At 63.2% G+C, this 20,500-nt stretch carries 19 protein-coding genes; 8 read left to right on the top strand and 11 right to left on the bottom strand.

Annotation, left to right across the window (positions count from 1 at the left end; translation table 11 throughout):
• Window positions 1–26 precede the first annotated feature (26 nt).
• Window positions 27–869, top strand: coding sequence for a PspA/IM30 family protein (locus RR_RS19405; protein ID WP_007189024.1), 843 nt, complete (start codon window positions 27–29; stop codon window positions 867–869).
• A gap of 19 nt (window positions 870–888) precedes the next feature.
• On the opposite strand, the gene RR_RS19400 is transcribed toward RR_RS19405, so the two are convergent.
• The 5 genes from RR_RS19400 to RR_RS19380 all read right to left on the bottom strand — a co-directional run bounded on the left by RR_RS19400 (window position 889) and on the right by RR_RS19380 (window position 7,563).
• Complete coding sequence (locus tag RR_RS19400) at window positions 889–2,817, bottom strand: SLC13 family permease (protein WP_049939116.1); 1,929 nt, start codon at window positions 2,815–2,817, stop codon at window positions 889–891.
• 105 nt (window positions 2,818–2,922) lie between these two features.
• Window positions 2,923–3,825 carry a diacylglycerol/lipid kinase family protein gene (locus RR_RS19395; protein WP_171814236.1) on the bottom strand — a complete coding sequence of 301 codons (903 nt, stop codon included), beginning with the start codon at window positions 3,823–3,825 and terminating at the stop codon, window positions 2,923–2,925.
• Window positions 3,826–3,874: 49 nt separating this feature from the next.
• Window positions 3,875–4,915 (bottom strand): hypothetical protein, encoded by a 1,041-nt coding sequence (locus RR_RS19390; protein ID WP_004963711.1) that lies wholly within the window; start codon window positions 4,913–4,915, stop codon window positions 3,875–3,877.
• A 94-nt stretch (window positions 4,916–5,009) separates the two neighbouring features.
• On the bottom strand, window positions 5,010–6,938 hold the full coding sequence (thrS, locus tag RR_RS19385) for a threonine--tRNA ligase (protein WP_049939115.1): 1,929 nt from the start codon (window positions 6,936–6,938) through the stop codon (window positions 5,010–5,012).
• A gap of 58 nt (window positions 6,939–6,996) precedes the next feature.
• Window positions 6,997–7,563: an HTH domain-containing protein gene (locus RR_RS19380; protein ID WP_011224815.1), complete on the bottom strand. Its 567-nt coding sequence runs from the start codon at window positions 7,561–7,563 to the stop codon at window positions 6,997–6,999.
• Window positions 7,564–7,744: 181 nt separating this feature from the next.
• Here RR_RS19380 and RR_RS19375 point away from each other — a divergent pair, with 181 nt between their 5' ends.
• The 4 genes from RR_RS19375 to RR_RS19360 all read left to right on the top strand — a co-directional run bounded on the left by RR_RS19375 (window position 7,745) and on the right by RR_RS19360 (window position 11,359).
• Complete coding sequence (locus RR_RS19375) at window positions 7,745–8,176, top strand: universal stress protein (protein ID WP_004963716.1); 432 nt, start codon at window positions 7,745–7,747, stop codon at window positions 8,174–8,176.
• 111 nt (window positions 8,177–8,287) lie between these two features.
• Window positions 8,288–8,800: a gamma carbonic anhydrase family protein gene (locus RR_RS19370; RefSeq protein ID WP_004963719.1), complete on the top strand. Its 513-nt coding sequence runs from the start codon at window positions 8,288–8,290 to the stop codon at window positions 8,798–8,800.
• Window positions 8,801–8,856: 56 nt separating this feature from the next.
• Window positions 8,857–10,800, top strand: coding sequence for a hypothetical protein (locus RR_RS19365; RefSeq protein WP_011224814.1), 1,944 nt, complete (start codon window positions 8,857–8,859; stop codon window positions 10,798–10,800).
• A gap of 85 nt (window positions 10,801–10,885) precedes the next feature.
• Complete coding sequence (locus tag RR_RS19360) at window positions 10,886–11,359, top strand: peroxiredoxin (RefSeq protein WP_004963728.1); 474 nt, start codon at window positions 10,886–10,888, stop codon at window positions 11,357–11,359.
• Between the two features lie 44 nt (window positions 11,360–11,403).
• Here RR_RS19360 and RR_RS19355 read toward each other — a convergent pair whose 3' ends face one another.
• The 5 genes from RR_RS19355 to RR_RS19335 form a co-directional block, all read right to left on the bottom strand.
• A complete protein-coding gene (locus tag RR_RS19355; RefSeq protein ID WP_011224813.1) occupies window positions 11,404–12,441 on the bottom strand; it encodes a dipeptide epimerase in 1,038 nt (345 codons plus the stop codon).
• Window positions 12,438–13,448, bottom strand: a complete 1,011-nt coding sequence (locus tag RR_RS19350) for a DUF1611 domain-containing protein (RefSeq protein ID WP_007189032.1) — start codon at window positions 13,446–13,448, stop codon at window positions 12,438–12,440. The genes RR_RS19355 and RR_RS19350 overlap by 4 nt, the downstream gene beginning before the upstream one ends.
• 75 nt (window positions 13,449–13,523) lie before the next feature.
• Window positions 13,524–14,417 (bottom strand): Vms1/Ankzf1 family peptidyl-tRNA hydrolase, encoded by an 894-nt coding sequence (locus RR_RS19345; protein ID WP_049939114.1) that lies wholly within the window; start codon window positions 14,415–14,417, stop codon window positions 13,524–13,526.
• 71 nt (window positions 14,418–14,488) lie between these two features.
• Window positions 14,489–15,154 carry a helix-turn-helix domain-containing protein gene (locus RR_RS19340; protein ID WP_011224811.1) on the bottom strand — a complete coding sequence of 222 codons (666 nt, stop codon included), beginning with the start codon at window positions 15,152–15,154 and terminating at the stop codon, window positions 14,489–14,491.
• Between the two features lie 515 nt (window positions 15,155–15,669).
• Window positions 15,670–16,035 (bottom strand): DUF5802 family protein, encoded by a 366-nt coding sequence (locus tag RR_RS19335; RefSeq protein WP_004963742.1) that lies wholly within the window; start codon window positions 16,033–16,035, stop codon window positions 15,670–15,672.
• A gap of 149 nt (window positions 16,036–16,184) precedes the next feature.
• On the opposite strand from RR_RS19335, the gene RR_RS19330 reads away from it, so the two are divergent.
• The 3 genes from RR_RS19330 (at window position 16,185) to RR_RS19320 (ending at window position 18,875) form a co-directional block, all read left to right on the top strand.
• Complete coding sequence (locus tag RR_RS19330; protein WP_011224809.1) at window positions 16,185–16,829, top strand: DUF1405 domain-containing protein; 645 nt, start codon at window positions 16,185–16,187, stop codon at window positions 16,827–16,829.
• 96 nt (window positions 16,830–16,925) lie between these two features.
• Entirely contained in the window at window positions 16,926–18,158 is a 1,233-nt protein-coding gene (locus tag RR_RS19325) for a hypothetical protein (protein ID WP_011224808.1), read from the top strand.
• A 69-nt stretch (window positions 18,159–18,227) separates the two neighbouring features.
• A complete protein-coding gene (locus tag RR_RS19320; RefSeq protein ID WP_004963752.1) occupies window positions 18,228–18,875 on the top strand; it encodes an ArsR/SmtB family transcription factor in 648 nt (215 codons plus the stop codon).
• 33 nt (window positions 18,876–18,908) lie between these two features.
• Here RR_RS19320 and RR_RS19315 read toward each other — a convergent pair whose 3' ends face one another.
• On the bottom strand, window positions 18,909–20,474 hold the full coding sequence (locus tag RR_RS19315) for a Na+/H+ antiporter NhaC family protein (RefSeq protein ID WP_004963755.1): 1,566 nt from the start codon (window positions 20,472–20,474) through the stop codon (window positions 18,909–18,911).
• Window positions 20,475–20,500 lie beyond the last annotated feature (26 nt).

The following is a 20,500-nucleotide window of genomic DNA, read 5'->3' as shown; positions in this document are numbered from 1 at the left end:
AAGGTTGGAGAGACCAATGCGCATACATGGGAATCCTCTCGCGCGCGTCGTACGTCATCCGCTCCAAGCTCAACGCCGTCCTGAACCGAGCGGAGGACCCGACAGAGACCCTCGACTACAGCTACGAGCAGTTGCGTGACGAACTGCAGGACGTCAAGCAGGGCATTGCAGACCTGACGACCCAGAAGAAGCGACTGGAGATACAGAAGCGCCGTCTCGAAGAAAACGTCGAGAAGCACAACGAACAGGCGCGCCAGGCCGTCGAGCAGGACCGCGAAGACCTCGCCCGCCAGGCGCTGGAAAAGAAAAAGCAGAAGATGAGTCAGATCGAGGACCTGGAAGGCCAGATACAGGACTTACAGAGCCAGCAGGACCAGCTGGTCGAGCAGAAAGACGAACTCCAGAAACAGATCGAGCAGTTCCGGACGAAGAAGGAGACGATGAAGGCTCGCCACGAGGCCGCCAAGGCGTCGGCGCGCGTCAACGAAGCGATGACCGGCGCGGGCGACGAGATGCAGGATATCAATCAGGCTATCGAGCGCGCGGAGGAACGAACCGAGGACATGGAAGCCCGTTCGCAGGCGATGGACGAACTCCGCGAGGACGGCGTCCTCGAAAGTCAGATATCGGACGAGAGTTCACTGGAGCGGGAGCTTGAAGAAGTCCGACAGAAAGGGTCAGTTGACGCCGAACTCGACACGCTAAAAGCCGAGATGGGGAAAGCCGAGGACGGCGACAGCGGGTCGAGCGACGCGGATGTTTCCGAAGCCGAACTGGAACAGGAACTCGCCGACGAGAGTACGCAGGTCGACGTCGACGAGAGCGAGGTTGAGTCGGAGCTGGACGAGCTGAAAGAAGACGAGCAGTAACGCCGGCAACGCGGGACTTTTACAGCGGCCAGACGACCGACACCGAGAGCGATGTCACGGCACACAGAAGCAGCTGTAGCGGTCCGCCGACGCGCGCGAAGTCAGTGAAGCGGTAGCCGCCGGGACCGTACACCATCAGGTTCGTCTGGTAGCCGATGGGTGTCAGGAAGGCCGTCGCGACCGCGAACGTCACGACGACGAGGAACGGGAACCCAGAAGCGCCGATCTCCGTGGCAGTGGCGACGGCAATCGGGATCATCAGCACGACGGTCGCGGCCGGGGTGATGGCGCTGGCGAGGACAGCAGTCAGGAGATACACCAGCGCTAGCAGCGCGAGCGGCGGGAGGACGCCGGCGGCGTCGACAAGGAGCCCGCCGACGAACGCGGCTCCGCCGGTGGCCTGCATCGCCTGGCCCAGGGGGAGCAGGCCGGCGAGCAGGAACACGACGTTCCAGCTCACCGCGTCGTAGGCCTTCGAGGCGCTCAGTGTGCCGGTGGCGACCGTGGCGACGACGCCACCCAGCGCGGCAATATAGATGGGCAGCAGGTCCAGCGCTGCGAGCGCGATGACGGCGAGCAGGGTCGCAAGCGGGACCGCCGCAGCGGCGTCAAGCGAGGGTGGGCCGCCCTCAAGCGCATCGAACAGCTCCGGTGGGCCCTCGGTCAGGGTCAGGTAGCCCTCGTCCTGGAGGTGCCCCATCTTGTCAAGGGGCGTCTGGAGTAAGAGTAAGTCGCCAGCGGACAGTTCGACCGCCGTGAGATCCTCGTGAATGACCTCGTCGCCGCGGCGGACAGCGAGGACCGTCACGTCGAATCGACTGCGGAGTTGCACGTCGGCAAGCGTTCGCCCGCGGAGCCGCGACTCCCTGTCGATGACGGCCTCCGCGAGGACGCCCGGGTGCCCGCTTTCCGCCAGCAAGTCCGCCGTAACAGACTCACGGGCGAGGTCCCGAAGGTCAAGCGTCTGAGCGAGTTGGTTGACAGCTTGGCGGTTGCCACGGACCGTCAGCACGTCGCCAGGTTCGAGCGGGCGGTCGGTGGCTGTCGCAAAGAACGACTCGCCGTCGCGGTCGATCTGGAGCACGTCGACGTCAAGCGGGCCACTCACGGCGAGGACCTGTTCGACGGTGGCCTCGGTCGGCAGTGACTCCCCCGCGTCGACCACGTCAACGACCGCCTCGACTGCGTCGTCGGAGACGCTGCCTTCGAGCGCTTCTCGAACCGTCAGCCCGACCAGTGGGGACGCCTCGCGAACCCGTAACTGCGCCAGATGGCGGTCCATCTCGAACTCCTCAGTGAAGTCGGCCGCGGGATGGACCCGTTCGGGGACGAGCGCCCGACCCACCGTCAGCAGGTAGCCAACGCCGACAGCGAGGACGACGACACCGACAGGCGTCAGCGTGAACATCGAGAACGGCCGGCCGAGCAACTGCGCCGAGAGGTCGCTCGCGAGCAGGTTTGTCGCGGTGCCGACCAGCGTGAGCGTCCCACCGAGCATCGCGGCGAAAGAGAGCGGCAACAGCAGGTTCGACGGCGAGATACCGTACCGTTCCGAGAGGCCGGTGACCAGCGGGATGAAGACGGCGACAACCGGCGTGTTGTTGACGAAGCCCGCGCTGACGCCCGTCGTGCCGACGATGGCGGTCAGCAGCCGCCGTTCGTCGCCGCCCGTCAGCGCCGCGAGCCGTCCGGCCAGCCAGTCGACAACGCCGGCCGATTCGACACCGGCGCTGAGGATGTACATCGCGACGATGGTAACCACCGCCGGGCTGGCGAACCCTTCGATGGCTGTCCGCGCCGGGACGCCGGTGTACGGTTCCAGCACGACCAGCGCGACGAGGACAGCGATGGCCGTCATATCAGGCGGGAGCCACTCGGTGACGAACAGCGTCAGGGCGGCAACGACGAGCGCGAAGACCACGAGCGCGCCCATCGAGAGCGAGGGCATACCAGTTCCCTCGACGGACGGCGATAAAAACATCCGGGGCGCTGTCAGGGAATTTCGCAAGCGGACGCGGCTCACTCACCACTGCCCGTCGGTCGCGCCGTCTCGTCACACTGGGTCCGGCTCGTAGCCCGGCCCGACTCGCAGCGTCAGTGTGGTCTCACGCACCGACAGCGACAGCGTCTCGTGCGTGCTGAGTTCGCCGTCGCGACTGAACGTGAGTTCCTTGCCGTGCCCGGCGATGGTAATCTCGTCCGCTCGAACGTGGGTCACGCCGTCGGTATCGAGCGCCAGTAGTCGCTGGCCGATGGCCTCCGCGACGAGGTTCCCTGTTGGCATCTGTTCAACGATAGCCACGTCGAGCAGGCCGTCTTCCATGTTTGCTTGCCCACCTTCGGCGACGAACTTGCGGGCGTTGCCCACCAGCAGGCAGGTGGCCTCGCCGGACCAGGTGAACGGTCCATCCTCCCCGACAGCCGCGATGGTGATATCGAGCCCGTCGAAACGAAGCGCCTCCTGTGCGCCGGTGAGCAGAAACGCCAGCGTGCCGAACCGCTCTTTGAGGTCGCCCGGAGTCGAAACGCTGGCGTCGGCGGGGAGGCCGGCGATACAGGAGACGAGAAACGGCTCCTCGTCGGCGACGCCCACGTCGACCGGTCGCGTCGCTCCGATATCGGCGATTTCGACACCGTGTTGGATGTCTGTGACGCCGATGTTCCCGGCCAGAAGGTTCGCCGTCCCGGCCGGGATGACGCTCAGCGTCACCGAGTCGAGGTGGCCGGCGTCGTTGAGTCCGCGGACAACCTCGTTCACCGTCCCGTCGCCGCCACAGACGGCGACCTCAGAGGCCTCAGCCCGCCCGGCCTCGCGGCCGAGTTCGACCGCGTCGCCCGCCGCCTGAGTTTCGTACACCTCGAACCCGCGTGCCTCCATCAGCCGCGGAACGTAGTCGGCGTGCTCGCCGTCGCCGCTGACGGGGTTGAGGATACACCGACGCGAACCAATCTGCATAATCATAGCGAGTCCAGACCGGCACTTATACCGTGGTGATGTGCCGGCGTCACTCCCAGTCGACGTCGACACTCCGGTTCGTCTCGCGGAGAATGAACGGGCCGATTGCGAGCGTTCGTTTGGTTATCGTGACAATACGGAGGATGTACGATATCAGGACTGTGAACGGAAGCAGGGATGCTGTCGTCGTCACGGCGAGGAGCCACAACGCGTCGGGGACGCCGGCTGTGACGCCGACGAAATCCTGCACATCGAGGAACAACAACGAGGTGATTGCGACGGTAAGCGCCGGGATGGCGACGTAGAGCAGTGTCCGGGAGAGGTCGGACAGTTCCCACTGGAAATACAGCGTCTTGAAGTGTTCCCGGGCCGGGCCGAACAGTTCGAGCGTCTCGACGAGTTCCGCAAGCGAGTCGTCGATCTCGTCAGTGAGTTCGTCGGCGTACGCTTCACGGATACGTCGACCGGCATACAGCTTCCAGGAGTAGTTGTAGTTCAGCGCGGCCTTGACGACATCGAACTCGCCGAAGGTCCCGCCCTCAAGCTGGTCGGTAACGCTGTCGGCGTTTGTTCGCACATCCTCCAGATAGTTCGACAGCAACGCCGTCAGGTCGTCATCGAGTGCCGTCTCGTCGACAGCGTTCTGGGTGTTCTCGGCCCGTTCGGTGGTCCCGCGAACCAGCGACCGGAGGAACGCCGAGGGCTCTGCCGGACTGACTGGCGTGTCGACGGCGTCAGCAACGTCGGCGCGGAACTGCATCGACCCGTTCATCCGTTCGCGCTGATCACCCACCGCACCGAGTTCCTGTGAGAGGACGAGCTGGTTCAGTGTCAGGACCAGTGTTACTGCGGTTATGGTCCCCGTAATCAGCGCCTGAAACAGCGTTTCGACCGGGTCACCGCGAGTCAGCAACGTCATGGCTGGTTTCGGATGCAAGAGCCCGACGACGAGAATCCCACAGAGCAGGACACCGGAGAGGAGGGCGGTAACGAGCCAGCGGTCCGCATCAAGGAGGAACCAGAGGAGTCGCGTGTCCCCCGCGGCGCGCCCCCGCATGGTGTCACTCGACTCACCGCTGTCAGTGGTCATACAGGCCGGCTCGCCCGCCGGGGTTAAAAGAACGCGCCCGAGCTATTCCGGGAGTCAGTACATCGACAGCAAGGAGTAGCCGAGCGAACAGCGGCTATCGGCCGGCGAGGAACGTCACAGCGGTTCGTTGCTGCTCGACCTCAGTTTCGAGGTGGTCGCGGAACTCGGCGATGTCGATGTCTTTCTCTTCACGTTCCTTGCGGTCACGAACCGAGATGGTCCCCGCTTCCTCCTCGTTGTCGCCGATGACACACATGTAGGGAACGCGGTCGTCGTGGGCCTGCTGAATCTTCTTGCCGACAGTCCAGGAACGGTCCTCGATAGTGACCCGGAAGTCATCGAGTTCATCCTGAATCTCCTCGCAGTAGGTGATGTTGTCGTCGCTGACTGGCAGCAGACGGATCTGTTCGGGGGCGAGCCACGGCGGGAACTTCCCGTTGTAGTGCTCGGTCAGCACCATGAAGAACCGCTCGTAGGAGCCATACAGCGCGCGGTGGATCATCACCGGGCGGTGCTCCTCGTTGTCCTCACCGGTGTAGGAGAGGTCGAACCGCTCGGGCATATTGAAGTCCAGTTGGACGGTCGGGCCGTCCCAGTGGCGACCGAGCGCGTCCTCGAAGGCAAAGTCGATCTTCGGGCCGTAGAAGGCACCGTCGCCCTCCTCAACGACGTAGTCGATGTCCTGCTCCTCAAGGACAGATTCAAGCTGGGACTCGGCTTTCTCCCAGATCTCGTCGCCGCCGACGGACTTCTCGGGCCGGGTGGCGAACTGGACGGTGTAGTCGAGATTGAAGGTGTCAAGCGTATCGAGGATGATGTCGACCGTCGCCAGCACTTCCTCCTCAATCTGGTCCGGGCGGACGAACAGGTGGCCGTCGTCGATGGTGAAGGCCCAGGTCCGGGAGAGCCCGGAGAGTTCGCCGCGCTGCTCTTTGCGGTACACCTTCCCGTCCTCGAAGTACCGCACCGGCAGGTCCCGGTAGCTCCAGGAATTCTGCTCGAAGATGGTGGCGTGGCCGGGACAGTTCATCGGCTTCAGGCCGTACTCCTCGTCGTTGACATCGAGCAGGAACATGTCGTCAACGTAGTTCTCGTAGTGGCCCGACTTCTTCCAGAGTTCGGTGCGGAAGACGTGGGGCGTCTCGACCTCGTCGTAGCCGGCGTCACGGTTGAGGCCGGCAACATAGTCCGAGAGTTCGTTGAGGATCTTCTTGCCGTTGGGTTCGTACAGCGGCAGGCCCGGCCCGGTCGTCTCGTCGATGGAGAACAGGTCCATCTCCTGGCCGATCTTGCGGTGGTCGCGCTCCTCGGCCTTGCGGCGCTGTTCGAGGAACTCATCGAGCGCGTCCTCCGTCGGGAAGGCGGTTCCGTACACACGAGTCAGCGTCTCGTTCTCTTCCTCGCCGCGCCAGAAGGCCGCCGAGATTTCAAGCAGCGCGAAGCCGCCGATTTCGCCGGTCGATTCGACGTGGGGGCCCTGACAGAGGTCCTCGAACTCGCCCTGGGTGTAGAAAGAGACCTCCTCGTCGTCCGCGGCCTCAGTTTCGAGGATATCCTGTTTGAACTGATTGTCCTCGTAGCGCTCGAAGGCGTCGTCGCGGTCGACAAGTTCGCGTTCGATGTCGAGGTCCTCCTCGATGATCTCCTCGGCTTCGGCCTCGATGGCTTCGAGGTCGTCCTCGTCGATGTCGACGCCGGTGATGTCGTAGTAGAACCCGTTGTCGGTCCACGGCCCGATTGTGAGCTTCGCGTCGGAGTAGAGGCGCTGCAGGGCCTGTGCGAAGACGTGGGCAGCGGAGTGACGAAGCACATCGAGATACTCGTCACTGCTCTCGGTGACGATTTCGAGTTCGACGTCCGCTGTCAACGGCGCGTGTTTGTCGACAAGTTCGCCGTCGACAACGCCGGCGACCGTGTCGTCACCCAGCCCTGGCCCGATTTCGTAGGCGACATCCTCGACCGTGCTGCCGCGTTCGACCTCTAGTGGGGTCCCGTCGGGCAGCGTGACCGTGACCGTACTCATATCCGAGGATACGACGGCGGCCGGGGATAAGTGTATTGAGACGCGGGCGACGCTGGTGTTACTCTGGCAACGGCGGGTCCGAATCCTCATCGACAGTGTCGGCCGCCGGCAGGTCAGACTGGGCCGGTGGCCGTGCTGCGCTTGCCCGCTCCAACGATGAGAGCGCCAGTTCTTCCTCGCCTTCAAGCATGGTAAGCCGGTCCATGACAGTGACAGTCTCCCCGTCGGCCGTATGCGGCGTCACGCACCTGAGTTCCGACCCGGTGTACTCGGCTAATAGTTGGACCGGGAACACGATCGCCCGGTACTGCTCCCCCGACATCTCAGAGTCAACCGACCGGACCTGAAACGCAGGTTCGAGTGAACATTTGTTGCGTTTTGCCCATTCCTGAAAGACGCTCACCCGGTTGAGTGCGAAGAGTCCCAGTTCGGTCCGTGCCTCCGCTGGTGTGGACGGTATCTGCCGACCAATGACCTGAACGCTAAAGTCCGACAAAACATCAGTGTCCGACAACCCCTTAATTCGGTCGATAACCGCAGCCTGTTGCTGCGTGTGCCCGTCGGGCAGCAGTGAACGAACGTACAGTTCTGCCCGTGTATCATCTGGCTGCGTGCTCCCCTGCATCGTATAGAAATTAATGCGCAGGGACTGGCAAAAGTATTCCTGTTGACAAATAATGGTTAGAACAGTTATACACTGAACGACGGAAACTGAATCGACGGTTACACCGTCGGTTGGACAGCCACGGGCCGTGTCAGCGTGATAGGGAGTACTATGTGGGCACGGTTCGCATGAGAAGCCGGATATGTACGATTCGGTGCTCGTGGCCACAGACGGCAGTTCGGGAACGACAGAGACGCTCGCACACGCCACCTCGATCGCGCGTGACAACGACGCGACTCTCCATGGACTGTACGTCGTGGACAGGCGACTCTACGTCGCGGCCGACAAGGCCAATCAAGACGAGGTGCGTCAGTCGCTGGAGGAAGAGGGAGATGTCGCGCTTGACGACATCGTGGTCGGCGGCGAGGAAGCCGGCGTCGAAGTCGTCACGACCATGGCAGAAGGGATTCCCCACAAGACAATCACCGACTACGCCGAGGAGGAAGACATTGATGTCATCGTGATGGGGACCCACGGCCGAACCGGACGAGACCGGGTCGCCAATCTCGGGAGTGTCACCGAACGGGTCGTCCAGAGCGCGCCCGTCCCCGTTCTCGTCGTCCACATCGAATAGCCCAGGTGTCGCTGGCGGTTGCGGGACGGACGTGCTCGATAGCAGCTATACTACCGGTAGCACCCCGTTCTGACCGGTATCTTTTCGAGCCGCCGACACGATGGTGGCAGTATGGACAGCCGAGAGTACGCCTTCGAAGGAGCCACGCCAGATATCCACGGATACGCCCACGTCAGCCGCGAGGCGACACTGGTGGGTGATGTCACCATCGGCCCGAACGCGAACGTCTGGCCCGGTGTCGTGTTGCGCGGCGACGTGGCCCCCGTCGAGGTGGGCCGCGAATCGGCGATCGGTGACGGGGCCATCGTCCACGCCTCGACCGTCGGCGAGAAGGTGATGGTCGGCCACGGAGCCGTCCTCAACGACGCCCATGTACGCGACGGGGCGCTCGTTGGGTTCAATTCGACGGTCAGCGACGCCACCATCGGCGAGGGCTCTATCGTCGCGATGGGGACGGTTGTTCCACCAGGCTACGAGGTGCCCGCGGAGTCCTTTGTCCGCGGGAGCCCGGCCACAGTGACGCCGCTGTCCGAGACCACGATCGACCCCAACGAAGTGTTCGAAGCGTTCAGCTCCGGCGATTACGCCAACCTCGCGGCTCGCCACGAGGACCTCTTCGAGTAACGTCACGCCGGACACGACGGGTCACTTATAATGGAAGAACACACACAGTACCGTGCATGGACGATATCGTCGACCTGGTGACCCGGTCGCTCGCTGACGAGACTGCCGCGGCGTTCACTGAGCGGGTCGACGAACAGGCGATGCAGCTCCGAAGAGCCATCGAGGCCGGGGAATTCGACAACGAAGCGTTCTCCGTCGGTCTGGAAATCGAGCTGTACGCCATCAACGCCGAGCCGGACCCGCCCGAACCGGACGATGCGGAAGACAGCGAGGAAGCCACCGAAGAGGACCTCGACGACGACCTGAGCGGATCGAGCGAGGCTGCCTGGAGCGGGTCGCTCGACGCGCCGGCAGAGCCCGAAAACGGCGGTGGCGCATCACTGGAGCCAAACGGCGGCGGGGCGTCGCTGGAGCCAGACGAGGGCGATCCGCTGGAACCCGCTGGAGATGAGTCACTGGATCAAGACACCGGCGACGCCGCTGACGAGTCCGACGACGCGTTTGGTCCCGGGGAGGGGCCGTCGCTCGACATCGACCCGGACAGCCCGCTGGCCGACGACGAACCTGAGACACCCGAAAACGAGGCCGAGTCGGCCGTTGAGTCGTCGGTCGAGGAAGAAGACGACGAGCCGTACATGGACCCCGAAGACTGGGAAGGGCAACTGACCCGCCTGCCCGACGTGGTGTTCGAGGGCGAGGCCAACAAGGAACTGGGTCTGCACAACGCCGAAGTCAACACCAAACCGAACAGCTTCGACCAGACCGGAATGGAGGTCCAGACGACGGCAGTAGAGATGCAGACGAAACAGGCCCGCCAGCAGGCGAGCAAGCACAACTGCGAACTCGTCCTTGACGCGATGTGGACCATTCCGCCCGAGGAAGGCAGCAAAGAGTATCTCTCGGCACACGAGATGAACGACGGGGTCGTCCTCGCGGACAACATGCGGCAGGCTCCCAGATACGTGGCACTAGACAACGAAGCGCTGGACCACGCTGGCGGCAGCATCGACTTCGACGTGCCGGGATACAGCGGGTCGTTCCCGACGATTCTGTTCGAGTCGCTGGCCACCTCGATCCAGCCACACCTCCAGATTCCGGACGCCGCGGCGTTCCCCGAGTACTACAACGCCGCGATACGGACGCTCGGGCCACTGCTCGCGCTATCGGTGAACTCGCCGTTCCTCCCCGCCGAGATGTACGGTGACACCGACGGCGAGTGGCTCTGTGAGACCACCCATCACGAACTCCGTATCGCGGCCTTCGAACAGTCGGTCAACACCAGTGAGAACCCAAAGGTCCGAGTCCCGCAAGACCTCGACGACACGACGGATGTCGTCGGTCGCGTCGTCGACGACGACCTGTTCGCGCCGTTCCTGCGGGAATTCCTGCACGATGACGACCGGACAGAATTCGAAGACGATTTCTGGGAGTTCGACCACAAGCGTGGGACCTACTGGCGCTGGCTCCGCTGTGTCGTCGGCGGAGCCCCCGTCGACGGGGCAAGCACTGAAAAGTCGCTCCGCATCGAGTATCGCCCGCTCCCGACCCAGCCCCACGCCAAGGACATGATCGGGCTACAGGCGCTGACGGTCGGCCTCATCCGCGGCCTTGTCGTCGCCGACCACCCTGTTGCGGAACTGCCCTGGCAGGAGGCCCGGCGGAGTTTCTACAACGCTGCGGACGATGGTCTAGAGGCCGACCTCTCGTGGGTGACGGCGCAGGGCGAGCGAACGGCCGACCACGACGCCATCTACGACGAGGTTTTTGAGTACGCTCGTCTGGGGTTGGCCGAACAGGACATCTCGGAGGCCCGCATCGACGAGTACCTCGGCCCTATCGAGGCCCGCTACGATGCCGGCATGACCCCAAGCGACTGGAAGATCGCTCGCGTCCGTGAGTATCTTGATGACGGCGACGACCTCTCAACAGCCATCCAGTCAATGCAGCGGGACTACATTGCGGCAAGTCGTGAGTACCATTCCTTCGAGGAGTGGCTGTGAGCGGCCGGCACTTGGTAGAGCGGAGTCCGGGAGTCCCCTGCCGGATGGCGGGTATTTATTCGGATGACGCCGTTATATTCGGGTGATGGTATCCACAGGCGACACAGCGCCGGACATCTCGGCGACAATCGCGAACGGTGAGGTAGAGGACTTCGAACTGAGCGACCACCTGGGCGACGGGCCGGTCGTGCTGGCTTTCTTCCCGGGCGCGTTCACACCGCCGTGCTCCAACGAGATGGTCGCCCTGCAGGAGCACCTCGGTGACTTCCACGACGCCGGCGCGACGGTCCTCGGCCTCAGCGCCGACTCGGCGTTCTCGCTGAACTCCTTCCGTGATGAGCACGGGCTGGAGTTCGACCTGCTCAGCGACATGGGCCGGTCGGCGATTCAGGACTACGGTCTCGAAATTGACATCGAAGACCTCGGGCTGCTCGGCGTCGCAAACCGCGCCGTGTTCGTCGTCGACGACGACGGCGAAGTCGCCTACAGCTGGGTCGCCGATGACCCGACCAACGAGCCGGACTACGACGAACTGCTGGACGCCGCCGAGTCGGCGTAAGCGGTCGTCGGCCGAACCTGATTTTTTATTGTGCGACTTCGCAGCTACGCATCTCGCATCCGCCGGACCCCGGTGCCGGCCGATACTGCAGTGAGGTCGAACACGTCGCCGTCGAGCGACACGCCGTCGTACGGGTCTGCCGCCAGCAAGAGCGCACCATCGAGGTCGACGTAGTCGACAAGCGGTGCGAGGTGGACCGCCGCGGCGATACTGGCGTTGGACTCGACCATACACCCGAGCATCAGGTCGAGGCCGTGGGCGTCGGCGGCGTTGAGCAGTCGGGTTGCGGGCCGGAGGCCGCCGCATTTGACGAGTTTGGCGTTGACAATATCACAGGCGTCAGCGACCCGCGGCACGTCCGACGCAGTCACGCAGGACTCGTCGGCGGCGACGGGGATTTCGGTCGCGTCGGTCACGCGGCGGAGGCCGTCGATATCGTGGGCCTCGACCGGCTGTTCCAGCATCGTGACGCCAGCGTCGGCAAGCCAGTCCGCATTGTCGATAGCCTCCTGTGCAGTCCAGGCGGCGTTGGCGTCGACACGTAGTTCGGCATCGGGGGCCGCGTCCCGGACCGCGTCCAGCCGCGCCCGGTCGTCCCCAGTCCCGAGTTTGACCTTCAGATGGCCGAAGCCGCTGTCGGCCGCCTTCCCGGCTTTCTCGGCCATCCGCTCGGGCGAGGCGATGCCGACCGTGTAGGTCGTTGGCGGGACGGCGTCGGGGTCGAGGCCCCACTGGCGGTACAGCGGCAGGTCTAACTGCCGAGCGGCGAGGTCGTGGACGGCGATAGAGAGTGCCATCCGAGCGGCTGGCTGGTCCGGCGCTTGCTCGGCGAGGTCCCGCTCAATGCGTTGCTGGGCGTGTGGGTCACCGATGCCGTCGACGGTCTCACAGAGCAACGGCAGCGTTTGAGCCACCGACTGGGCGCTCTCGTCGTAGTAGGCCGACGGCGTGACGGCTCCAATGCCGGTGGTTCCCTCGTGGGTGAGTTCGACTGTGGCGGTCTCGCTGGTCTCACTGGTCTCCCGCGAGATGCCGAATGGGTTCGACAGCGGCAGGTCGTGGCGGTCGACGGTCCAGTTCATAGGATAGCGTCCAGTACCTCGTCGGGGACGCCGTGGCGGACCGGGTCAGTCGCCGGTGCATCCAGAGCGGCGCTGTAGCCCGCAACAGCATCCGCGGCCGCATCGTCGTCGAGGTGGCGCGTGTTCAACATGCCCGCGACGACGGACGCATCAGAGATTGGGGCGGCCAGACGCTCGTAGATATCGACGTACTCGGGGAGGGGCGGAATATCGAACGACTCGTAGCCGTGGATGGCCTCCCGGCCAGCCTCGTGACACATGACGAGCGCATCCGGGACCGACCCGTGGAGGATACTCGTCGTCACACCCGAGTAGGCCGGATGGGCCAGCGCGCCCTGTCCTTCGACGACGAGGAGGTCTGCCGCCTGCGCTTCTTCGACCAACCGTTCCACCGCGCCGGCAGCGTAGTCGGCAATGACGCGGTCGATGACGATACCCCGGTCGGAGATGGCGATGCCGGTCTGGCCGGTCGGGACGACAGCGGCGTCAAGGCCGCGTTCCCGCGCCGCGTCGCGAATTTCGAACGATGCGGTCATCTTCCCCGTCGAGCAGTCGGTCCCGACGGTCGTGACGACTGTCGCGTCCACGTCGCCGGCGGTCCCCGCTGCCACGGTCAGGTCTTCGGGCGGCTTGCGCAGGTCGTGCAGTTCAGCGCCGTGTTCCGCGGCGAGGCGGGCGAACTCATCGTCGTCAGCCAAGAAGTCGTGCAGTCCAGAATACACGTCACAGCCGCGTTCGAGCGCCGTGCGGACATCCTCACGCCAGGACTCGTCGAACTCACCGCCGATAGGCGAGATGCCGATGACGAGCGCGTCCACCTCGGGTGCGTCGGCCATCGATGCGACGACTGGCGCGTCCTGTACGTCCGGCAGCGAGTCGTGGACGCGCTGGCCGGCCCGCTCGCGGTCGATAAGCGCGCGTACCGTTCGGTCACCGTACCGCAACAGCCCGACGGCCGTTTTGGCTCGGTCGGGGAAGGCGTCGTGTGTTAAGATGGCTACGGCCATGGCCGGACAGAATCACCGCCCCGCGAAAAAGCTACGGAACCGGCACCGAGGGTGCCGGAATGAACAGGGCCCAAACTACGGCACGCGCAACCGAACGGTCCACAGTGACCGGACGGCATCGTCAAGTGCCGCGTCGGGCTCCCCAGTCGCGTCGACCGGTTTCATCGCCGTCGAGAGGTCCTCGAACTCGTGGATAACCGACCCCTCGCCGACGACGTACAGCCGGTCGGGGGACACCTCCTCGATAGCGGCCCGGCAGCGGTCAAGATGGGAGTCGATCTGCTGGTCCCGGAGCCGCTCGAACCGGCTCTGTGAGAAGCCGCCCTTGGAGTGCTGGCTCTTTAGCTCCGAGTCGAACCCGTGGAACGCAGTTTGCTCCCGGCCGTCGTACTCGCCCATGGCGAACAGGTCCGAGCGAACCAGCGCGACGACGTGCTCGTCGGTCGGTTCGAACCACGACCGCTCCAGCTGGACCGTGTCGGCCCACCCGGTGAACGGCGACGGCGGCGCAGGGACGGACAGACACGCCGACAGGAGGCCGGCGTCGTCGGTGACTGCGAGACACGGTGCGGCGCTGGCGACCAGCGACGCGCGGTCACCGAAGGCGTCCCGGACTGGACCCGGCAGGGAGCGCTCCGCATCGACGTAGGCGGTAAAGACCCCCTCTGGTTCTGTCTCGACGGATTCCAGCCGGTCGAGGACTTCACTCAGTCGCGCCCGACTGAGCGTTTCCTCGGCTCGGAACGTCGATTCTCCCTCCTCGTCTTGCAGGCGTTCGACTCGGTCCTGAAGTTCGGCGACGCGGTCCTCCAGCCGATTGACCTCGGCCTCGGCCCGCTGGCGCTCGGTCGCTGCGTCGGCGCGGCGCTCCTTCTCGGCGTCGAGCTGTCGTTCGAGGTGGTGATTTGCCTCCTCAAGTTCGGCTACTCGCTCCTTCAGCGACGCCCGTCCCAGCAACCGGTCAAGCATCGACTGGATGGCAGACGGGGACGGGCTTAAAAGTGACTTCCCGAACCGTCGCTGCATCGGAACGCTCCCGCTCAGTTCGGCGGTCCGTCGTCATCTCTCAGCGAGGAGATGATGAGCCGCTTGATGCCACGTCGAAGGAGACCGCTGGCCGCAGGCTGAGAGATGTCTAGGTCGGCGGCAACGTCGCTGAGAGTCGCGTTCCGTGGTTCTTCGAAATATCCCGTTTCGAGTGCGACAAGGAGTGCTTCCCGCTGGCTATCAGTCAACCCCGCATCCGTGTTGCCCAGGCTGGCGTATTCGTTCACGCGCAGCAGGTCGATGTCGATGTCGTTCTCTTGAGCATAGTCCCAGAGATGAGCGAGAGCCGTTCGCTCTGGCATCCATATCGTCAGTATCCATGCGCTCCCGTCGTTTTCCATGTCGAGGATAACCCCATTCGCGGATGAGATTACGGGAGAGAGAATCTTCGCCTCGTCAGTGTACTCAAAGCTGTAGATGGCCTCGTTGTCTCTGGTTTCGATGACGCGCTCGAATTCGCCGATAGTGCTGTCGTTCTGTAACCCGGCCTCGAACTGCTGGAAATCAGGCGATTCGATATGGTAAAAGAACCTGCCCGACGTCGGGTCCGTACCCGCCTCTGACACGGACCTGACGTTCGAATCTGGGGCGTGGGTCACGGTCTCTGTAAGCACGATGTCAGGGTGCTCGACCCGGACGACCGCCTTGATATCGGTCATTAGTTGTAGGGTAGTGGTGTGAGTGTGGCAAAACGTGCAATTACAGTGTTCGTTCGAGATGTCTGTGGCGGCTTTGTCTCAAATTCTCGTTACTGGGTGAAGGTGGTCGTGCGGTGGCTTAACTGAGTCGGTTGGTCGTGAGTTCTGAGTACGGAGGCAATGCGGATTTTATTTCCCGTCTGTGCAGGTCGGCTTGAGAGAGGGACTCGCCCGCTGGGCAAGGGGTTCCCGTGCAGTGATGTCGCCGGCTCAGACGCGATGATTGAATAGCATGGCCCAGAGCCGCTCGGACCAACTGGCTTCGGACGACGGGGTAACCCCGGCGGGGAGGTAGAATTTGGATTCTGTAGCGCTGTCCCAGTTGTCGGTGTGACTTCGCTGTGACATACAGGGAACTAGAAGCCCCTGAACCGCATTGGTCTGTAGCTTAAGCGTATAACCTACTTATCACGCGTTTCAAGTATTTCGCCCACTCGGTGGACGGAGAAAAGACAGTAAAACGGAGTTGTGCCCCCTCAGACAGCGGTGTCGGGCAGTGTCGGCGTCCCCTCGGAGATAGAGAGCAGTTGTGCGGCGTGGTCCGCTTTCGCCAGAAACACTTCTTCGAGGCTGGGCGGGTTCCGGACGTTGGCGTCTTCGAGCATCGGTTCGGGAACGACGAGTGTGTCCGCCGGGACCTGTTCGTCCCCGTGGACGGCGAAATGCTGGGAGCCGAGTTTCATTACCAGCGGATAGTCTGTGCGCTCAACCCCGTCTCCGGAGGCGTACAACTGTTCGTTCACTCGTTCGTGCTGCTCGCGACACATCGCGGCCGCCGCGTCGTCTCTCGGTTCGACGTAGAGGCGGCCGAGGTAGTATCCCCGCGAAAACTGTTCGAACATCGGTGCAAGTGTATGTGTGACACTCACATACATAAGTGTTCGCCGGCAACCTTTTGCCGTCGTGCAAACAGCGCGGATTCGGGGGGCCGGTGACCCGATGCCGACTCCCGTCCGACAGGGCTTTGCCACGGCCGGCCCCGAGTCGACCTATGAGCGAGCAGCGGGGGCCGTTGCCACGTCGGTACGCGCGGTACTATCTGGAACAGACGCCGAGTCTCGTGTGGCTGCTGGTTGTCAACGCTGTCGCGATGCTCGTTGGCGTCCGGTTCTACGTCGAAACAATGCCCGAAGTGTCGACGTTTCTCTGGCCGTTGTACGCCGACTCGCCGGCTGCGCTATTCCTCATGACACTCTCGGTAGCTACCCTTCTGCCGTTCCTCGGCAAGTCGCTCGACGAGGTTCCGCTGACGGTGCCGCTCGCGTACCTCCACACGATTGCGCTGGTCTGGCTGGTCAAGATGGGGCTGTGGACTGTCGTGGCGTTAAACATCGGCTTCGACGCCTACTTCCCGGCTCCGTGGGCGTATTTCGGCATCATCATTACCCACCTCGGCTTCGTCGCCGAGGGACTGTTAGTCCCACACTACGCCCGAACGACGAAGGGCGCGCTCGTGACTGCGCTGGTGCTGGCACTCGCTAACGACGTCCTCGATTACGGCTTCGGCTACCATCCGCCGTTGCGATACGACCCAGGGGTGGTGTTACCGCTCGCGACTGTCGCACTCTCGGTGCTATCGGTGGGAATCGTCTGGCGGCTGCTGCCGATGCAAGTGCCGAGTAAAAAGACAGCTTAAACACTCTTGGACTATTTGAGGAGGTTTCAAGCGTCGATGAACGACGCGAACGAAGGCGTTTCTTTTTGATGAGGGAGGACAGAGGCAGGGATAGGAATGAGCCCACGCCAGGCCACGCTCCTCACCGTGCTGGTCATCGTCGGGACTGTCGCTGTCGGCCTCCCGGCCGTGACAGCACAGGAGACCGCGACGGAGACAGTGGCCACGCAGAACAACTCTGCCAGCGGGATGGGAGCGCAACTCACTGCGTTCTTGCAGTCGAACTCCGCCGCCGCGAACGACACGGTGGAAAACGGGATGTGGCGGTCGGCATACAACCAGTCCAACGGAACCGAACGAGCCGAACTGGTCACGGACCGAACCGGCTCACTTGAGCGCCGACTCGAACGACTGCAGGAGCGCAACGCCACGCTCGAACAGCGATACGAAAACGGAAATATCAGTGAGCAAGCCTACGTGGCGCAGCGAAGCCGGCTCACGACAGAAATCGCGGGCCTGCAGACCGCCATCAACGACACTGACACGGCCGCCGAACAGACCGGTGTGAACGACACCGCACTGGAGCGCCTGAAACAGAACGCCAGCAAGCTCTCCGGTCAGCAGGTCGCATCGATTGCTCGCGGCATCGCCGGACCGCCAGAGACCGCCGGCCCGGATGATCAGGGGCCACCGGACGTCGCCGGTGTCAACCGAAGTGAGCAGGGGCCGCCGGACGGCGTTGGAACCAACCAGAGCGAACAGGGACCACCAGCCAACACGTCCGAACGGGGTGCAAACCAGAGCGAACAGGGACCGCCTGCTGACGTACCCGGACAACAACGAAACGAGAGCGACCAGGGGCCACCGGACGACGGGCCTGACGACAGCGGAAACGAAACCGGGGAGTCCACACAGGGAAACGGGGCTGAACAGGGCAACGACAAAGGCAACGGGAATGGGGACGGCAGTGACAGCGGCGACAATACCGCAGGAGACGACAGCGATTCAGATGAAGCCGACAGTGGTGGGGAGGATGATTCAGCCGGTACATCGGACTCGGACGACAGTTCTGACAGTGGCAGTGCCGATGGCTCTGACGGAAGTTCTGACAGTGGCAGTGCCGATGGCTCTGACGGAAATTCTGGCAGTGACGGTGCTGACGACACCTCTGATAGTAACGGTGCTGATGATTCTGGCGGCGCGTCCGGCGGTAACAACGACAACGCAAATGGCGGCGGAAATGATGGTGGGCAGGGGAACGACGGCGGACAGAGCGGTAATGGCGGAAGCGGTCAGGGGAGCGGCAACAGCGGCTCACAGGGCGCGTCGTGGATAGACCAGCTATCGTAGGCAGGTGACGCTAGCAAACCGCCCGACGAGAGTCACCCTTTTGAACCGTGACCCGCTACCTACGTGTCGATGGACTCCGCCGAGTTACTCAATCTCCTTGGAAACGCCAACCGCCGGCGGATTCTCAAACTACTCGCACACAAACCCTGCTACGTCACCGAAATCAGCGAATACATCGGCGTTAGCCCGAAAGCCGTCATCGACCACCTCCAGAAGCTCGAAGACGCCGGGCTCATCGACTCCCGGACAGACGACCAGCGCCGGAAGTACTTCTCTATCGCCCGGAACCTCCGTCTGGAGGTCCGTGTCTCTCCCTATGAGTTCGGCACCAAGAGCGCCTATCCGGCAAATCCAGAGTTCGAGATGCCCTCCTGCCGTCACCTCTCGATAGATGTAGGCGAGGAAGCTGGCGGGAATTTTCACGACCTGGCACGCGAACTGGAGCATCTCCAGCAGCTAGAGAACGAACTGTCGCTGGCCCAGCGGTGGGTGCAGGCCCGTCTGACGGACGTGCGGGACCGCATCGACTCCGGCTTCGAGAACGGCGACGGACGACTGTACGCAGAACTGGTCAGCGGGCTCGCAAACGGTATCGACACGGTGCCGGCGCTGGCCAGAGAGATCGAAGCGCCGCCGGAGATCGTCGAGGAAGCACTCACTCGGCTCGCAGACGATAACGTGGTCGAGCGGACCGACGACGGCTGGGAAATCGTTTAGACGAGACGACAGCACTTCAGAAAGCGGACCGTCTCAGTCCGCTTTCGACCCGTACGAACTCGGGACCTCGACGGACAACTGTTCTGAGAGCAGGTACGTCACGGACCCGACAGCGGCCAGTCCGATCGGGAGCGCGATGTACGCCGGGACGCCGTAGCCGGCCATCAGGAACAGTCCCGTTGCGACGATGCCGGCCAGCACCGCGTAGGGAATCTGGGTGTTCACGTGGTCGACGTGGTCGCTCGCGGCGAACATACTCGACATCACCGTGGTGTCCGAGATCGGCGAACAGTGGTCACCGAACAGCGCGCCGGTCAGAATCGCCGCGATAGCCGGTGCCAGCGGCGCACCGAGCGCGTGTCCGAGCGGGATTGCGACCGGGAACAGGATACCCATCGTCCCCCAGGACGTGCCGATGCTGAAGCTGATAATCACCGCGCTGACGAAAATGACGGCGGGCAACATCCCAGCCGTGATAATTCCCTCGCTGATGGCGATGACGTATGGACCGACACCGAGTGCCTGGCTCACGGCACCGATAGACCACGCGAGCGAGAGCACCGCGACGGGGAACATCACCATCTTGAACCCCTCGAAGATAGCGTCGCTCACTTCGTCAACTGCGATTCGTGCGTGCCCGACGAGAATGGTCAAAATGACCAGACAGGCCGAGAACGAGGCCCAGACGATGGCATCCGCAGTGGCCGCGTTCGACAGCGCGTCGGTAAGGCCCCGGCCAGCGAATCCACCGCCGGAGTAGTACAGCGAGAACCCGGTTACCCCCACAAGTGCGATGATTGGCGCGGCGAAGTACCACCACCGCGGCTCAACGTGGTCGGGCGTCACGATATCGTCTTCCTGTGTTTCCATCAGCGGGTCGGCGTTGTCGCCGAGGACCTTCCCCTCTTCTCTGGCTCTGCGTTCGGCCTCCGCCATCGGGCCGAAGTCGAGGTCGGCGATGACAACAATGAATACCATTGCAAGTGCGAGCAGGCTGTAGAACCGATAGGGAATCGATTCGAGGAACAGCAGGAACGCGCTTCGGTCCACCCCAATTGTGGTCAGTTGCTCGGCGATGAGGCCGACCTCGAATCCGAGCCACGTCGAGACAACTGATATCGATGCGGTCGGAGCAGTGGTTGAGTCAAGGATGTACGCCAACTTCTCGCGACTGATGTCGAACTTATCGGTGATCGGCCGCATGACCGACCCGGTAATCATTGTCGAGGCGTACGAGTCGACGAAGATCGTCATCCCCAGTAGCGACGTGCCAAGCGCCGCCTGCCGACGGGTTCGAATGCGCTTGACCATCTGTGACGCCAGCGCATTCATCCCGCCGGAGAGGAAGATCATCCCCAGCATTGCCCCGATAAGGAACGTGAACAAGAGCAGTTTGACATTAAACGGCTCAGTCACGTTATCCACGACAAACTGGAGGCTTCGAGCGGCTCCGGCGGCCGGGTTCCAGCCGACGAGAACCGTCGCACCGATCCAGATACCTGCAAACAGCGAGAGCAGTACTTGGCGAGTGAACAACGTCAGTACAATGGCGAGCATCGCCGGAAACAGGCTGATAAGCCCGTACGTTTCTGGTGCCATGCGTTCTATTCCGGGATTTACATACG

It is taken from the genome of Haloarcula marismortui ATCC 43049 (genome assembly GCF_000011085.1).
In the GTDB taxonomy this organism is placed as follows: domain Archaea; phylum Halobacteriota; class Halobacteria; order Halobacteriales; family Haloarculaceae; genus Haloarcula; species Haloarcula marismortui.
The sequence above is the reverse complement of the archived record's forward strand: the minus strand, read 5'-3'. Positions and strand labels throughout refer to the sequence as shown.

Excerpts from the sequence above, each read along its gene's own strand:
- RR_RS19375 (WP_004963716.1), top strand. The coding sequence starts at position 7,745 with ATGTACGATTCGGTGCTCGTGGCCACAGACGGCAGTTCGGGAACGACA.
- RR_RS19360 (WP_004963728.1), top strand. The coding sequence starts at position 10,886 with ATGGTATCCACAGGCGACACAGCGCCGGACATCTCGGCGACAATCGCG.
- RR_RS19345 (WP_049939114.1), bottom strand. The coding sequence starts at position 14,417 with ATGCTTGACCGGTTGCTGGGACGGGCGTCGCTGAAGGAGCGAGTAGCC.
- RR_RS19400 (WP_049939116.1), bottom strand. The coding sequence starts at position 2,817 with ATGCCCTCGCTCTCGATGGGCGCGCTCGTGGTCTTCGCGCTCGTCGTT.
- RR_RS19335 (WP_004963742.1), bottom strand. The coding sequence starts at position 16,035 with ATGTTCGAACAGTTTTCGCGGGGATACTACCTCGGCCGCCTCTACGTC.
- RR_RS19395 (WP_171814236.1), bottom strand. The coding sequence starts at position 3,825 with ATGCAGATTGGTTCGCGTCGGTGTATCCTCAACCCCGTCAGCGGCGAC.
- RR_RS19380 (WP_011224815.1), bottom strand. The coding sequence starts at position 7,563 with ATGCAGGGGAGCACGCAGCCAGATGATACACGGGCAGAACTGTACGTT.
- RR_RS19325 (WP_011224808.1), top strand. The coding sequence starts at position 16,926 with ATGAGCCCACGCCAGGCCACGCTCCTCACCGTGCTGGTCATCGTCGGG.
- RR_RS19355 (WP_011224813.1), bottom strand. The coding sequence starts at position 12,441 with ATGAACTGGACCGTCGACCGCCACGACCTGCCGCTGTCGAACCCATTC.
- RR_RS19315 (WP_004963755.1), bottom strand. The coding sequence starts at position 20,474 with ATGGCACCAGAAACGTACGGGCTTATCAGCCTGTTTCCGGCGATGCTC.
- RR_RS19320 (WP_004963752.1), top strand. The coding sequence starts at position 18,228 with ATGGACTCCGCCGAGTTACTCAATCTCCTTGGAAACGCCAACCGCCGG.
- RR_RS19365 (WP_011224814.1), top strand. The coding sequence starts at position 8,857 with ATGGACGATATCGTCGACCTGGTGACCCGGTCGCTCGCTGACGAGACT.
- RR_RS19405 (WP_007189024.1), top strand. The coding sequence starts at position 27 with ATGGGAATCCTCTCGCGCGCGTCGTACGTCATCCGCTCCAAGCTCAAC.
- thrS (WP_049939115.1), bottom strand. The coding sequence starts at position 6,938 with ATGAGTACGGTCACGGTCACGCTGCCCGACGGGACCCCACTAGAGGTC.
- RR_RS19370 (WP_004963719.1), top strand. The coding sequence starts at position 8,288 with ATGGACAGCCGAGAGTACGCCTTCGAAGGAGCCACGCCAGATATCCAC.
- RR_RS19350 (WP_007189032.1), bottom strand. The coding sequence starts at position 13,448 with ATGGCCGTAGCCATCTTAACACACGACGCCTTCCCCGACCGAGCCAAA.
- RR_RS19330 (WP_011224809.1), top strand. The coding sequence starts at position 16,185 with ATGAGCGAGCAGCGGGGGCCGTTGCCACGTCGGTACGCGCGGTACTAT.
- RR_RS19390 (WP_004963711.1), bottom strand. The coding sequence starts at position 4,915 with ATGACCACTGACAGCGGTGAGTCGAGTGACACCATGCGGGGGCGCGCC.
- RR_RS19340 (WP_011224811.1), bottom strand. The coding sequence starts at position 15,154 with ATGACCGATATCAAGGCGGTCGTCCGGGTCGAGCACCCTGACATCGTG.